Source organism: Nocardioides maradonensis (assembly GCF_054777115.1).
This window is the reverse complement of sequence record NZ_BAAHAZ010000001.1, coordinates 112708-126879: the sequence shown is the minus strand read 5'-3', so window position 1 is coordinate 126879 and position 14172 is coordinate 112708. Positions and strand designations below refer to the sequence as shown.

Below are 14172 nucleotides of genomic sequence, written 5' to 3'. Positions count from 1 at the left end.
CCGCGACCGTCTCCTGGCCCGTACGTTGGGGAGATCCCAGCCTCAGGAGGTGTCGGAATGACCGAGAACGACTCGTACGGCGACTACAGCGTGGACGAGGAGAACCAGCTCGAGCCCGAGGACACCCTGGACGACAACGACGTCGCTGACGAGCTCGATCGCGGCTACTCCCCGCCGGAGCGCTACTCCGCGGGCCAACGCTGGGGCAACACGCCGTGGGAGGCGGAGCACGACGAGCCGCTGTCGATGAGGTTGGCCGAGGAGGAGCCCGATCCCGATCCGTACGCCGAGGACGAGGACCCTGACGAGCAGGAGCGACCCGGCGACCACGAGGTCGGCTCACGACGGGCCGGGCGGCTGGTGGCGCACGACAACGGCGACCACGTCGAGCAGGACGTGTGGGGCGACGACGTCGGGATCGACGGCGCCGCGGCCAGCGCCGAGGAGGCCGCCATGCACATCATCGACGGCGACGAGGAGGTCGAGGACGAGGAGTAGGCGGGTCAGCGCGGCGCGGGCAGCGGACGCCCGCCGTCGGCGCGCAGCAGCGCCCGCATCGCGCCGATGTCCTCGACCTGCTGCACGATCATCGATGCCGCCGCGTCCCGCACGACGCCGAGCGCCGCGTGCTGCCGGGCGTCGGCGGCCATCAGGATCCCGCCCTGGTGGTGGCGGATCATCAGCTGCAGGAACAGCACGTCGAAGCGCCTGCCCTGCAGCTGCGCCAGCCGGGTGAGCTGACCGCCCGTCGCCATGCCGGGCATCGGCATGACCATCCCCGGCATCCCCGGCATCACCCGCTCGCCGCCCATCCAGGCCATCGGCTGCGGGTCCACGGCCGGCTCGCCCCACAGCCGCAGCCACCCACGCAGCGCCCCGAGCTCCTGCGACTGCCCCGCCAGGATGCCGTTCGCGATGGTGCGGACCGTGCGGGTGCCGCGGGTCTGCGCGAGGGTCGACAGCAGGATCGCCTGCTCGTGGTGGACGGCCATGTCCTGGCTGAACCCCACGTCCACCGCGCTCGGCCGCGACGTCGCCGGGGCCGGCGCGCTCCCCCGGCCCAGCGCGAACCCGGCGACGACGGCCGCCACGATGGCGACGACGGCGACGACGGCCAGCGCGAGGAGCGGGACGGTGCGTCGGCGTACCGCTGCCGTCACCGGGGCCAGGCCCGGCTGTTCAGCCTCAACGCGTACAGGCCCGCCCCGGCGTCGGAGTAGTAGACGACGCGGTGCGCGGGGTCGAACGCCGGCTGCGACGTGGCGAAGTCGCCGGGCAGCAGCCCGAGCAGGTGCCCCGCCCGCGGCGGCGCGATGAAGTAGCCGACCTCCTTCGGGTGGGCCGGGTCGCGGATGTCAAAGATGCGCAGACCGGAGGTGAGCGCCGAGCAGACCAGGATCGTGGGGTTGTTCCGCGTCGGGACGGCGCAGTAGTGCATGGCTCCGCCGAAGACCGTGTACGGCGGCAGCGGCGAGGGGTCGGACGCGGCCGCCGCGTGGTTCGCCCGCATGTTGATGGCGAGCCGGACGTTCGCCACGACGCGCGGCCGGGCCGGGTGGTCGATGTCGATGATGCGGGTCGCCCCGACCCGGTCGGCGACGGTGGCCGGGTTGAAGCGGAAGGCGAACTCGTCGAACTCGGCCAGGTACTGGTGCCCGTTGCGGGTGAACGGCACCGAGTTCTGCGGGATCGAGACCGTCGGCCAGGTGATCCGGCTGATGTCGTGCACCTGTGGGTCGGGCACGCGGTCCTGGACCTGGCTGACGTCGATGAGCCCGAGGTTCCCGTTGATGGGATCGGTCTGGTAGATCGTGCGGCCGTCAGCGGACACGCTGATGCCGTGCGCGTAGTACGCGCCCTTCCAGATCTGCTGGGGCTGGCGCGGGTTCGTGAGGTCGAACGCGGTGATGTAGCCCGCGCCACCGGCCACCCAGAAGGTGCGGCCGTCCGGGCTGAACCCGCTCTCGTGACCGGTGGGGATGGCCCGCTGCGCGAGAAGCTGCGGGTGCCGACAGTCGGAGTGGACGTCGTACACGTCGAAGGTGCCGGGGAGGGTCAGACCGTTGCCGACCTCGGCGGCGAGCAGGCCGCGCTTGGCGTTGAGGTTGAGCGACTCGTGCGGCGAGAGCATCGCCAGCGACATGAGCGTGGCGGTGTGGTGCAGCGCTCCCGGCCGCGCCGCGTCGAGGACCTGTACGCCGAGCGAGGGACCGCCCGCCACGCTGATGATGTTCGCGGGCGCGGTGAACGAGGTGTCGTAGTAGACGCAGGTGTGCCCGTGCGGGTCGCGGTAGCGCCACACGCGCCAACCGCCCGGCGTGGCGAAGCGGCTCACCTGGGTGACGTTGCAGGTCCAGCCGCGGCTCGCAGCCGGGGAGTCGACGTCGGCCTGGGTGACCCGACCCTGCATGCCGGCGAGCGGCCGCGAGCCGGGGCCGCACCGGGCTCGCGGCACCGCGCTCAGCGGCGGCGACGGCACGACCACGGGCGTCTTCATCGTCGCGAGCCCGCCCGCCGCCAGCCCGATCATCGCCTCCAGGTCGTTGGCCGGCAGGGTCGGTCCGGTGAACCCGGAGTCCGCCGATGCCGTCACGTTCACCCCGAGCGCGCACAGCACGAAGCCGGCCACCATCCCCCACGTCGTACGCCGGACCCGCATGCCGCTCCTTCCCGGCCGCCCGGGCGACGACTCCGCGGCACTATCGTGCCGGCACCGGGGCCCGTCAAGGCATGTCCGGCGTTTGGCGGTGGTCGCCGCGGGTACCTCACGTCACCGGCCGAGAGGCCCCGACGAAGGAGACGACGATGCTGTTCATCCTGTGGTTGATCGCGGTGATCCTGGTGATCGCGGGGATCGTGAGCCTGGTCCGCGGCGAGGTCCTGTGGGGCGTCGTCCTGATCGTCGTCGGCCTGCTCGTCGGTCCGGGAGGCGTCAGCATCTTCCACTGAGCCCGGCCGCGACCCGGAGGTCAGCCACGAGCCCGTCGTACGCCGCGTCGCGGTCCTCGGACCGCAGCACGGCTGACGGGTGGAGGGTGACGAGGTTCCACTCCGGGGTGCTCGCCAGCGGGTAGCGCTCCGGCCAGTCCAGGCGCCGTCCCCGGCTCTCGGTGAGGCGGAAGGACGGGCCGTGGACGGCCTTCGCGGCCGTCGCGCCGAGGAGGACGACCCCGGTCGGGCCGACGAGGTCGAGCTCGATCCGCAGCCAGGGCGCGCACGCCGTGACCTGGCCCGCCTTCGGGGTGTCGTGGATCCGGCGGCGACCGACCAGGTGGTGGGCGAAGTGCTTCACCGCGTTGGTGAGGTACGTCGAGCCGCGATCGATCCCCGCGTGCTCCAGCGCCCGGTCGAGCAGCCGGCCGGCGGGGCCGGCGAACGGCTCGCCCTCCTTGTCCTCGACGTCGCCGGGCTGCTCACCGACCAGCACCAGGTCGGCACTCGCCGGGCCGACGCCGACGACGGCCTGGGTGGTGTCGCGGTAGAGCTCGCAGCCGTGGCAGGCCTGCGCGGCGGCGTACAGGTCCTCGAGGCGGGGGCGTCCGGCACCCACTGCTGGGCGCCGGGTCGGTCGGGTCGCACGCCTGCGGGTACCCGATCGCGGGCGGGTCAGTCGCGCACGCCGCGGTAGATGCCGCGGCGGACGATCCAGCGCTGCAGGAGGGTGTCGACGGTCCACGCGGGGAACCGGAACGGGCGGCCGTTGGGGGCGAAGACGCGGAGGCCGTCCGGCTCGACGCCGAGCACCGACCCCCAGCGGTGCCGGGGCGGCCGGTAGTGGCGCAGGGGCCGTCCGGCGAGGTGGGCCCGGACGTTGCGGGCCACGAGCGTGTCGGCACGGCTGCGCGCCGAGGCCCGCAGCGGGTCGGTTGCCGCGACGTCGCCGAGCGCGAAGACCTCGGGGTGAGCGGGGAGCTGGAGCGCCGGGGTCACGCGGACGAAGCCGTGCGCGTCGAGGAGGTCCTGCGGCAGCCAGGAGGTGTTGGGCCGGGCGCGGCCGATCGTCCAGAGGACCGCGTCGGCCGGTGTCGGTGCGTGGCCGGTCTGCCAGGCGACGGGGCCGGCAGTGATCGCCTCCGCGTCGTCCGGTACGACGGCGCGCCGACCGGGCAGCAGCTCGACCCGGCGGCCTCGAGCCTCCGGGCCGCGTTGGCCCAGGTCCGCGGGTGGTGCTGCGGCAGGCCGCGCTCGCCGGGGAACGCCAGGCTGACCCGCGTGCCCGGCCAGCGCAGCGCGAGCTGGAGGGCGCTGCTGACCGAGGCCGCTCCCCCGCCGACGACCAGGATCGTGCTGCTGCCGGCCAGGCGGGCGTGCGCGGTCGCGAGGGCGGCGGTCACCTCGTCGACGGTGCGGAGGTCCGGCGTACGCCAGAATCCGTTGCGGACACCGGTGGCGATGACCAAGACGTCGTACGGCTCCTCGATGTCGCGCCCTCCGACGTCGCGGGCCTGGAGCGTCCGGGTGGCGAGGTCGAGCCCGGTCACCTCGGCGTGCCGGAGCCGCACCCGGTCGAGGGCCCGGTAGCGCTCGAACGCGATCCGGTAGTCGCGCTGCCAGTCCTCGGGGCGCGCGAGCCGGGTGCCGAGCTCCTGGCCGCTGACCAGCCCGGGCTGGCTGGAGATGCCGACGACCTCGAGGTCGCAGTGGCGGGCCAGGTGGATCGCGGTCAGCAGGCCGGTGTCCCCCAGCCCCGCGACGACGATCCGCGTCACGACGGACGGCGCGGCGGTCGCGGGACCAGGCGCGGCACCCGGTCGATGACGTCGTGGTACGCCGGGCGGCGCTCCAGGCTGCGCTCCTCCATCATCGGGATGCTGGCGCCCTCGAACATCGCGATCATCGCCACCGCGCCGACGACCAGCCACCACCAGTCGTGCGGTGCGCCGGCGACGCCGAACAGGGCGAGCGCGCACCAGAACGCGATCTCGCCGAAGTAGTTGGGGTGCCGCGACCAGGCCCACAGGCCGCGGTCCATCGCCTGCCCCGGCTGTCGTCGTCGGATGAACGCGCGCATCTGGGCGTCGGCGACGAGCTGGAGCATCGGAGCGGCCAGGCCGACGACCGCGGCGACGACGTCGAGGGCGTTCAGCCCGCGGCCGGGGCGGGTGAGCACGGCGTACGCCGGCAGCAGACCGAGGAACACGATCACCGTGGGGAAGACGTGGATGGCCATCAGGTCGACGACGGCCTCGGCGGGGCCAGCCCGGCCGCGCAGCATCGGGTAGCGCCAGTCCTCGTGGTGCATCCCGGGCCAGTCCAGCACCCAGTTCGCGGTCAGCCGGATCGCCCAGACCACGACGACGATCGTGAGCAGCGTGGCCCGCGCGTGGTCGACACCCGGGCGGTCCTGGACCAGCCAGAAGCCCACGAGGTACGGCGGCAGCACGCTCCAGTACGGGTCGTAGCAGCTGGAGTTGCGGTGGATCCGGCTCGCCACGAACACCACGGCCGTGGCGATCAGGTCGGCGACCAGCGCGTCCAGCCAGAGGCGGCCGGTGTCCGGGCCGAGGGCCAACCAGCCGGTGGCGGCGGCCAGCGCGACGACGTACACGATCCCGACCCGGGCCAGGGAGGCAGCCTTGCTCACCCCCGGCATCGTAGTGGAACACGTTCTAGCATGTCGCGACCTGCGATGATGCGCACATGCTGCACGCATCGCGCACCGTCACCATCGCCGCACCGATCGAGAAGGTCTTCGCCTTCTTCACCGACCCGGCCAACGAGCCGTCCTGGCGCACCGGCGTCAAGGACATCCACGCGCACGGCGAGCCCGCCGTCGGCGCGGTCGTCCACCAGACCATCAAGGGCCCGCTCGGGCGCGGCATCCCGGCCGACATCGAGATCACCGACTACACCCCGACCTCGTCGTACGGCTTCAAGGGGGTCGCCGGACCGGTGCAGCCGGTCGGTCGCTACGAGTTCCGGGAGGCCGACGGCGGCACCGCCGTCACGTTCACACTCGACGCCGACCTGGGCGGCGGCGCGAAGGAGAGGTTCATGGGCAAGCCGGTGCAGAAGTCGATGGACGGCGAGATGGCCGCCCTCGACCGCGCCAAGGCGCTGCTGGAGGGCTGAGCCTCACTCCCACTCAATAGTGCCCGGGGGCTTCGAGGTCACGTCGAGGGTGACCCGGTTGACCTCGCGGACCTCGTTGGTGATCCGGGTCGAGATCCGCTCGAGCACCTCGTAGGGCAGCCGCGCCCAGTCGGCCGTCATGGCGTCCTCGGAGGTGACCGGACGCAGGACGACCGGGTGGCCGTAGGTGCGACCGTCGCCCTGCACACCGACGCTGCGTACGTCGGCCAGCAGCACCACCGGGCACTGCCAGATGTCGCGGTCGAGCCCGGCCCTGGTCAGCTCCTCGCGGGCGATGGCGTCGGCCTCGCGGAGGATGTCGAGGCGCTCGCGGGTGACCTCGCCGATGATCCGGATGCCCAGGCCGGGGCCCGGGAACGGCTGGCGGTGGACGATGACCTCCGGCAGGCCGAGCTGGGCGCCGACGGCGCGCACCTCGTCCTTGAACAGCTCCCGGAGAGGTTCGACGAGCTCGAACTCGAGGTCCTCCGGCAGGCCGCCGACGTTGTGGTGGGACTTGATGGTGGCGGCGCCGGCGCCGTGGCCCGACTCGACGATGTCCGGGTAGAGCGTGCCCTGAACCAGGAAGCCGACCTTGCTTCCCTCGGGCGCGTCCTTGATGATCTCGAGCTCGGCGCCCTCGAAGGTGCGGATGAACTCGCGGCCGATGATCTTGCGCTTGGTCTCGGGGTCGCTGACACCGGCGAGCGCGTCGAGGAACTGCTTCTCCGCGTCGACGACGACGAGCTTCGCACCGGTCGCGGCGACGAAGTCGCGCTCGATCTGCTCGGTCTCGTCCTTGCGCATCAGGCCGTGGTCGACGTACACGCAGGTGAGGCGGTCGCCGATGGCCTTCTGCACGATGGCCGCCGCGACGGCGGAGTCGACGCCGCCGGACAGGCCGCAGATCGCGCGGCCCTCGGGGCCGATCTGCGCGCGGACCCGCTCGACCTGCTCCTCGGCGATGTTGCCGATGGTCCAGGTCTGGCGGCACTTCGCGATGTCCCAGAGGAAGTGCTCGAGCACCCGCTGGCCGTGCTCGGAGTGGAGGACCTCGGGGTGCCACTGGACGCCGGCGAGGCCGCGTGCGGTGTCCTCGAAGGCGGCGACCGGGGTGTCCGCGGTGCTCGCCAGCACGGTGAAGCCGTCGGGCGCGCGGCGCACGGAGTCGCCGTGCGACATCCACACGTTGTGCTGGGCGGGGATGTCCTTGAGCAGGGTGCCGGCGGCGCCGATCGTCACCGGGGTGCGGCCGTACTCACGCGCGCCGTCGTTGTCGACCTCGCCGCCCAGGCCGCGGGCCATGAGCTGGAATCCGTAGCACATGCCGAACACCGGCGTACCGGTCGTGAAGATGCCGTCGTCGATGCCCGGGGCGCCGTCGGCGTACACCGAGGAGGGGCCGCCGGACAGGATGATCGCCGCCGGCTTCTTGGCCAGCATCTCGGCGACGGGCATCGAGTGCGGCACGATCTCGGAGTAGACCTTCGCCTCGCGGACGCGCCGGGCGATCAGCTGGGCGTACTGCGCCCCGAAGTCGACCACCAGGACCAGATCGTGCTCTTCGGTCATGGGCGGATCCTATCGGCGGGGCGGGGGTGGGCCCGATTCGCCGTCGTACCTGATCGTTTGGCCCCTACTTCGCCGAATTCAGGGCCAGACGATCAGGTACGACGCGATAGCGCAGCCATCGATCGCGCTGCTCCGGCGACAAGGCACGACGAGCCGCCACCGTCGAGGTGTCTACCCACCAATCCGGCTGCGTCAACGTCCACCGACCCCGTGCGTCTGCTCGCCGCTCCGCCCGTCGGTAGGCCCCGTTCAACCGTCGCAGGAAGGGGCCTGGATCGCGCAGGTCGCCGCGCATCATCGTGACCAGCTCGATGCCGAGCCGCTTCGCCAGCTCTTCGCGATCGAGGTCGCGCCGACGAGGTGCGTCATCGTCGTGCACGCCACCGTTGTACTCCCCTCCGACTGCTGCGACCGGATCGAACAGGTCGGGCGTCAGGAGGTGCGCGCCTTGAGGGTCGAAGATCGGAGCGTTGCACCGCAAGCGGGCGCGACGCTCGTCGCCCAGCCAGCGGACCCGCATGATCGGCTCGATCGGCGACCACACGTTTTCGTCTGCCATGTCGAGCGCCGTGCGGAGCTGACGGACACCCGGTCGGGCGGGCAGGCGTGCCACATAGGCGGCGAGAGACTCCAGGTCGATCAGATCTGCGTACGCCGCCACATCGATGATCTGCACAGCGCGTTCGAGTGAATGCGCTCGTCTGACCTCCCAGCTGACGGAACGCTCCGGAACCGTGACTCGGACTCCGTCGACCACCACCACGTCATCGGCGAACAGCCAGTCCTCGCTCACCAGGGCGCCCGCGCGTGGCGCAAGACAGCGGCTGTCGCCGATTGCCAGCGGTACCGGCAAGAGACCACCGCGGCCGGTCGTCCCCTCGAACCAAGGCGCCCCGAGCCAGTGCAGCGCGGCCCAACCCGTGATAGCCGCTGTCGGCGCTGCTGTCGCTGCCTCGACGATGCGTTGGTCAGCGACCGTCGAGTCGACGTCCGAGGGCACGAACAGGTTCGGTCCCGTTCGTCGGTAACGGCGACCGCGTGCTTGCTTCCGGGTCGGCAGGCCCGGTTTTCCCGTTCCCGCCGGCACAGGAACCACGACGCCCGGACGAGTGATGCTGTCTCGATTCATCGGACCAGCGTCGGCCTAACGCGGCATCGGTGCGTTCTCTATCCACAGGTCTCACCCGGCCTCCCTCGTACCTGATCATCTGGCCCCTTTTCACGTCGAAAAGGGGCCAGATGATCAGGTGCGACGCAAACCCCTCCCACCCGCAAAAAGCACGCCAGGGCCCGACCGGGGAGGGAGGGTGGTCGGGCCCTGGTTGTCCACGCAACTGATGGACAGTGCCTGGACCGAGCCCGGGCGTCGGGAGGGAGCGTGAATCCCGGGCTCGTGCATTCAACGAGAGGTGGTTCGGCGGGTTACGCCGCTCCCGAGGAACTTTCCAGACCTCTCCATGACATCAGTTGACCCCCACGATGGGCAAGCGCAACGCAGCAGGAGCCTCGTCTGGTACGACGGGCGCCTTCGGCGCGACCGGCTGGATCGAGCGGTAGGCCTCACCGGCCGCGGGACGGGTGTCGGTCTCGCCCTTGTTCGGCCAGTAGGCCATCGCCCGCTCCGCCTGGGCGGTGATCGTCAGCGACGGGTTCACGCCGAGGTTCGCCGAGATGGTCGAGCCGTCGACGATGTGGAGGCCGTCGTACCCGTGCACCCGGTGGAAGGGGTCCACGACGCCGGTCTCGGCCGTCTCGCCGATGGTGCAGCCACCGATGAAGTGGGCCGTGAGCGGCATGTTGAACGGCTCGCCGATGGTGCCGCCGGCGGTGCCGCCGAGGTGCTCGGCCATCTTCCGGACGGCCTCGTTGGCGACCGGGATCCAGGACGGGTTCGGCTCGCCGTGGCCCTGTCGCGAGGTGAGCCGCCAGCCGAGGCCGGGGATCTTCTTCGGCGAGGTGATGATCGAGTTGTCCACCGTCTGCATGACCAGCGCGATCACGACCCGCTCCGACCAGTGCTTGACGTCGTAGAGGTTCTTGATGTTGGCCTTCTCGCGCCACATCTCCTTCAGCCACGTCTTCCAGCGCGGGCCCGGGCCGTCACCGTCGGTGAGCACGGTCTGCATCAGCGACATGGCGTTGGAGCCCTTGCCGTAGCGCACCGGCTCGATGTGGGTGACCTCGTCCGGGTGCCACGACGAGGTGATCGCGACACCGCGGCTGTAGTCGGTCGGGTCGTCGGCCTTCGCGATGGCGCCGAGGATCGACTCGGAGTTGGTGCGGGTGCGGTAGCCCAGCTGGTCGGACAGCAGCGGCAGGTCACCCTCCGCCTTGAGCTGGTGCAGCAGCTTCTGGGTGCCGAGCGCGGCAGCGGAGAAGATGACGTGCTGGGCGCGGTACGTCCTGGTCGCCGTACGCCGGGACAGCTTCGCCTTCGTCCAGCGGGCGTCGACCCGGTAGCCCCCACCGTCCAGCGCGCGGACCCGGGTGACGGTGGTGAGCGGGTGGACCACGGCGCCGTTCTGCTCGGCCAGGTAGAGGTAGTTCTTGACCAGCGTGTTCTTGGCGTTGTGCCGGCAGCCGGTCATGCACTCACCACAGTTGGTGCACGTGTTGCGCTCGGGGCCGGCGCCGCCGAAGTACGGGTCGGTGGTCCGCTCGCCCGGCGTCTGGTCGGGGCCACCGAAGAACACACCGACCGGGGTCGGGTGGAAGGTGTCGCCCGCGCCCATCTCCTCCGCGACGGCCTTCATGACCTCGTCGGCGGGCGTCATGTCGGCGTACTCGACGACGCCGAGCATCCGCTTGGCCTGGTCGTAGTACGGCGCCAGCTCGGCCTTCCAGTCGGTGATGTGCGCCCACGACTTGTCGCGGTAGAACGCGTCGAGCGGCTCGTAGAGCGTGTTCGCGTAGACCAGCGAGCCGCCGCCGACGCCCGCACCCGCCAGGATCAGGCAGTCGCGGACGGCGTCGATGCGCTGGATGCCGTAGCAGCCGGCCGCCGGAGCGAACAGGTAGCGCTTGAGGTCCCAGGAGTTGTCGGCGAAGTCCTTGTCCTCGAAGCGTGCACCCGCCTCGAGGACGGCGACCTTGTAGCCCTTCTCGGTCAGCCGCAGCGCGGAGACCGAGCCGCCGAAGCCCGAGCCGATGATGACGACGTCGTAGTCGAACCCAGAGTCGTGCTCGGTCATGTCAGGCCTTCCCCAGCTTCTTGAGCACGCGCAGGCTGAGCGTCATCAGCTTGGCGTGCGTCTCGGCGGACATGCCGAAGTTCGGCGCCACCTTGATCACCCGCTGCGTGGCGACGGTCTGCGACTCGGTGTAGCGGTGGATGCCCTCGGCCCCCTGGCGCCGGCCCATGCCCGACTCGCGCATGCCGCCCATCGGGGAGTCGATGCTGCCGAAGGCCGACGCGAAGCCCTCGTTGATGTTGACGGTGCCGCATTTGACCTGCTGGGCGAGCTCACGGCCGCGCTTGCCGTCCTGGGTGTAGATCGAGGCGTTGAGCCCGTACTCACCGTCGTTCGCACGGGCGACCGCCTCGGCCTCGTCGTGGAAGCGGTAGACGCTGACGACCGGGCCGAAGGTCTCGTGACCGAAGCAGGTCATGTCGGGCGTGACGCCCTCGAGGATCGTCGGCTCGAAGAAGTACGGCGCCAGGTCGGGCCGCGCGCGACCACCGGCCAGCACCGTGGCGCCCTTGGCGCGGGCGTCCTCGACGTGGGCGACCGCGGTGTCGAGCTGGTCCTGCGAGATGAGCGCACCCATGTCGATCTCCCAGTCGTGACCGGCGCCCAGGGTCAGCGCCTGGGTCCGCGCGACGAACCGCTCGACGAACTTGTCGTAGACCTGGTCGGCGACGAACATCCGCTCGGTCGACACGCACAGCTGACCGGCGTTGGAGAAGGACGCGCGGACCGCGCCCTCGGCGGCCTTCTCGATGTCCGCGTCGCGCAGCACCAGGATCGGGTTCTTGCCGCCGAGCTCGAGCGAGCAGCCGATCAGCCGGTCGGCGCACTGCTTCGCGATGATCTTGCCGGTGGCGGTCGAGCCGGTGAAACAGATGTAGTCGGAGCGCTCGATGATCGGCGTACCGAGCTCACGGCCGGGGCCGGCCACGACGACCCACAGGTCGCGCGGGATGCCGGCCTGCTCGAGCATCTCGGCGCCCAGCAGCGCGGTCAGCATCGTCTGCGCGTCCGGCTTGGTGACCACCGCGTTGCCGGCCATCAGCGCCGGGATGCCGTCCGAGATCGCCATGGTGAGCGGGTAGTTCCACGGCGAGATGATGCCGACGACGCCCTTGGGGATCCGGTTGTGGTCGACGCGGGTCAGGACCGGGATCACGCCGGAGCGGCGCTGGCTGTCGAGGTGCCGGTGACCGGTCCGCGCGTAGTAGCGGGCGGTCAGCGCGACGTGCAGCGCCTCGTCGTACGCGTGCTTGCGGGCCTTGCCCGACTCCAGCGTGATCAGGTCGAGGACCTCGGGAAGCCGGTCGAGCACGATGTCGTGCAGCCGCAGCAGGGCCTCGCTGCGGTGCTCGAGGGAGGTCCTCGCCCACTCGACCTGCGCGGCGCGGGCGCGCGCGAACGCGTCGGCGACGTCGTCGGCGCTGGACTGCGGGATCTGGGCGATCGGCGCCCCGTCGAGCGGAGACATCAGCGGGAGGGTGCGGCCGGTGGTGGAGAGGATCCGGTCGGTCAGCCGGGCGACGTACGACGGCTCCAGGACGTACGTCGCTCGCGGGTCGTGCTCGGGGTCGTGCGGCCCGTCGATCATCGGCTCGGGCCTCGGGTCTGGCACAGGGTTGGACGCGCTCATGGGGCCGAGGGTACTCGCGGTTACCGCTCAGTAGAACCGGTATCGAAGGACAGATGCGACACAGTGTCGCGGTAGGTGCGGGGATAGATCTATCCCGGCAGCCGGTCCGCCGAGCCGAGGCGCCACACGGCGTTCGGCACGCGCCTCCCGAGGAGACCCGCTACACCGGCGGGGCCGTGAGGTAGACCGACTTGAGCTCGGTGTACTGCGCGAGGCCCTCCGGCCCGAACTCCCGGCCCAGCCCGGAGGCCTTGTAGCCGCCGAAGGGGGCCGCGAAGTCCATCGTGTAGGTGTTGACGCCGTAGGTGCCGGTGCGGACCTGGCGGGCGACGTCGACGCCGGCGTCCTGGTCGGCGGTCCAGACGGTGCCGGCCAGGCCGTAGTCGGAGTCGTTGGCGATGCGGACGGCGTCGGCGACGTCGACGTACGGGATGACCGAGAGGACGGGGCCGAAGATCTCCTCCTGGGCGATCCGCATCCGGTTGTCGACGTTGGCGAAGACGGTGGGACGGACGTACCAACCGGTGGAGAGACCCGCTGGCATGCCGGGGCCGCCGGCGAGCAGCTTGGCGCCCTCCTGCTCCCCGATCGCGATGTACGACGCAACCCGCTCCTGCTGCCGACGCGCGACCATCGGGCCGATCTCGGTCGCGGGGTCGAGCGGGTCGCCGACCACCATGTCGCCGATCGCCGAGGCCAGCGCGGCAGCCACCTCGTCGTGGCGCTCCCGGCTCACCAGCACCCGGGTCTGCGCCACGCAGGCCTGGCCGGAGTTCATGACGCCGAGGAACTTCATGCCCTCGACGACCGTGGCGAGGTCGGCGTCGTCGAGCACGATCGCCGCCGACTTGCCGCCGAGCTCGAGCGAGACGCGCTTGAGCTGCTCGCCGCAGATCGCGCCGATCTTCCGGCCGGCCGCGGTGGAGCCGGTGAACGCCACCTTGTCGACGCCGGGGTGGCGGACCAGGTGCTCGCCGACCTCGCGGCCCCCGGCCACGATCGACACGACGCCCTCGGGCACGCCCGCCTCGACCAGCAGCTCGGCGAGCAGGTAGCCGTCCAGCGGTGCCTCCGGCGCGGGCTTCACGACCACGGTGCAGCCGGCCAGGAGCGCCGGGATCAGCTTGGACAGCACCGTGAACTGCGGGACGTTCCACGGCGGGATCGCCGCGACCACACCCACCGGCTCGTGCCGGACGAGCACGTCACCACCGAGAGCCCCGGGCCGCGTCGCCTCCCACGGGAACTCCCGCGCGATGGTCAGGAACGCCTCGATCTGCATCCACGGAGCCGGCGCCTGGGCGAGGCTCGAGAAGGAGATCGGCGACCCCATCTCGGTCGAGATGACGCGAGCCATGTCGTCGAGGCGTCCGGCGTACAGCACCGACAGGCTCTCGATGACCGAGATCCGCTCCGCAGGGCTCATCCGCGGCCACGGCCCCTCGTCGTACGCCGTCCGCGCGGCCGCGACCGCGGCGTCGATGTCGGCGGCCGAGCCCTCGGGCACCCGCGCCACGACCTCCTCGGTGTGCGGGCTGACCACCTCCAGCAGGGTGTCGGTGGCGGGCTTGGCCCACGTCGTACCGATGAAGAGGGCGTCGCGATCGAATTCCATTTGCCGTTTCCTAGTTGGTCGAGATCGAGTGCCACTGGCCGGCAGCGTGGCGGGAGGCGGATCGGCCGCCTCCGGACCGCAGCCTGCGAGCG

Annotated in this window: 14 protein-coding genes; 3 read left to right on the top strand and 11 right to left on the bottom strand. The window is 71.3% G+C overall.

The window, feature by feature from the left end; translation table 11 throughout:
* Positions 1-57 precede the first annotated feature (57 nt).
* Positions 58-498, top strand: coding sequence for a DUF5709 domain-containing protein (locus ACYVAQ_RS00520; protein ID WP_460786453.1), 441 nt, complete (start codon positions 58-60; stop codon positions 496-498).
* Positions 499-503: 5 nt separating this feature from the next.
* Here the strand turns inward: ACYVAQ_RS00520 and ACYVAQ_RS00515 are convergent, their stop codons facing one another.
* Entirely contained in the window at positions 504-1160 is a 657-nt protein-coding gene (locus ACYVAQ_RS00515; protein ID WP_460786452.1) for a DUF305 domain-containing protein, read from the bottom strand.
* Positions 1157-2659, bottom strand: coding sequence for a hypothetical protein (locus tag ACYVAQ_RS00510; RefSeq protein ID WP_460786451.1), 1503 nt, complete (start codon positions 2657-2659; stop codon positions 1157-1159). The genes ACYVAQ_RS00515 and ACYVAQ_RS00510 overlap by 4 nt, the downstream gene beginning before the upstream one ends.
* A 146-nt stretch (positions 2660-2805) precedes the next feature.
* Between ACYVAQ_RS00510 and ACYVAQ_RS00505 the strand changes: the two genes are divergently transcribed.
* Complete coding sequence (locus tag ACYVAQ_RS00505) at positions 2806-2949, top strand: GPGG-motif small membrane protein (RefSeq protein WP_460786450.1); 144 nt, start codon at positions 2806-2808, stop codon at positions 2947-2949.
* Here ACYVAQ_RS00505 and ACYVAQ_RS00500 read toward each other — a convergent pair.
* The 4 genes from ACYVAQ_RS00500 to ACYVAQ_RS00485 are packed head-to-tail and all read right to left on the bottom strand — an operon-like array spanning position 2933 to position 5593.
* On the bottom strand, positions 2933-3550 hold the full coding sequence (locus ACYVAQ_RS00500; protein WP_460786449.1) for a UdgX family uracil-DNA binding protein: 618 nt from the start codon (positions 3548-3550) through the stop codon (positions 2933-2935). The two genes, ACYVAQ_RS00505 and ACYVAQ_RS00500, sit on opposite strands and share 17 nt — an antisense overlap.
* A gap of 56 nt (positions 3551-3606) precedes the next feature.
* Complete coding sequence (locus tag ACYVAQ_RS00495; RefSeq protein WP_460786447.1) at positions 3607-3930, bottom strand: hypothetical protein; 324 nt, start codon at positions 3928-3930, stop codon at positions 3607-3609.
* Positions 3927-4709 (bottom strand): FAD-dependent oxidoreductase, encoded by a 783-nt coding sequence (locus ACYVAQ_RS00490; protein WP_460786446.1) that lies wholly within the window; start codon positions 4707-4709, stop codon positions 3927-3929. Before ACYVAQ_RS00490 ends, ACYVAQ_RS00495 begins: the two co-directional genes overlap by 4 nt.
* Positions 4706-5593, bottom strand: coding sequence for a DUF1295 domain-containing protein (locus ACYVAQ_RS00485; RefSeq protein ID WP_460786445.1), 888 nt, complete (start codon positions 5591-5593; stop codon positions 4706-4708). The genes ACYVAQ_RS00490 and ACYVAQ_RS00485 overlap by 4 nt, the downstream gene beginning before the upstream one ends.
* Positions 5594-5640: 47 nt before the next feature.
* On the opposite strand from ACYVAQ_RS00485, the gene ACYVAQ_RS00480 reads away from it, so the two are divergent.
* The gene (locus ACYVAQ_RS00480) at positions 5641-6072 is read left to right on the top strand and encodes an SRPBCC family protein (RefSeq protein WP_460786444.1); all 432 of its coding nucleotides are present in this window, start codon (positions 5641-5643) and stop codon (positions 6070-6072) included.
* Between the two features lie 3 nt (positions 6073-6075).
* Here ACYVAQ_RS00480 and guaA read toward each other — a convergent pair whose 3' ends face one another.
* The 5 genes from guaA to ACYVAQ_RS00455 all read right to left on the bottom strand — a co-directional run bounded on the left by guaA (position 6076) and on the right by ACYVAQ_RS00455 (position 14080).
* Positions 6076-7644, bottom strand: coding sequence for a glutamine-hydrolyzing GMP synthase (gene guaA / locus ACYVAQ_RS00475; RefSeq protein WP_460786443.1), 1569 nt, complete (start codon positions 7642-7644; stop codon positions 6076-6078).
* A 64-nt stretch (positions 7645-7708) separates the two neighbouring features.
* Complete coding sequence (locus tag ACYVAQ_RS00470) at positions 7709-8773, bottom strand: hypothetical protein (protein ID WP_460786442.1); 1065 nt, start codon at positions 8771-8773, stop codon at positions 7709-7711.
* 334 nt (positions 8774-9107) lie between these two features.
* A complete protein-coding gene (locus ACYVAQ_RS00465; protein ID WP_460786441.1) occupies positions 9108-10835 on the bottom strand; it encodes a GMC oxidoreductase in 1728 nt (575 codons plus the stop codon).
* Position 10836: 1 nt separating this feature from the next.
* A complete protein-coding gene (locus tag ACYVAQ_RS00460; protein WP_460786440.1) occupies positions 10837-12465 on the bottom strand; it encodes a succinic semialdehyde dehydrogenase in 1629 nt (542 codons plus the stop codon).
* Positions 12466-12625: 160 nt separating this feature from the next.
* Positions 12626-14080 (bottom strand): aldehyde dehydrogenase, encoded by a 1455-nt coding sequence (locus ACYVAQ_RS00455; protein ID WP_460786439.1) that lies wholly within the window; start codon positions 14078-14080, stop codon positions 12626-12628.
* Positions 14081-14172 lie beyond the last annotated feature (92 nt).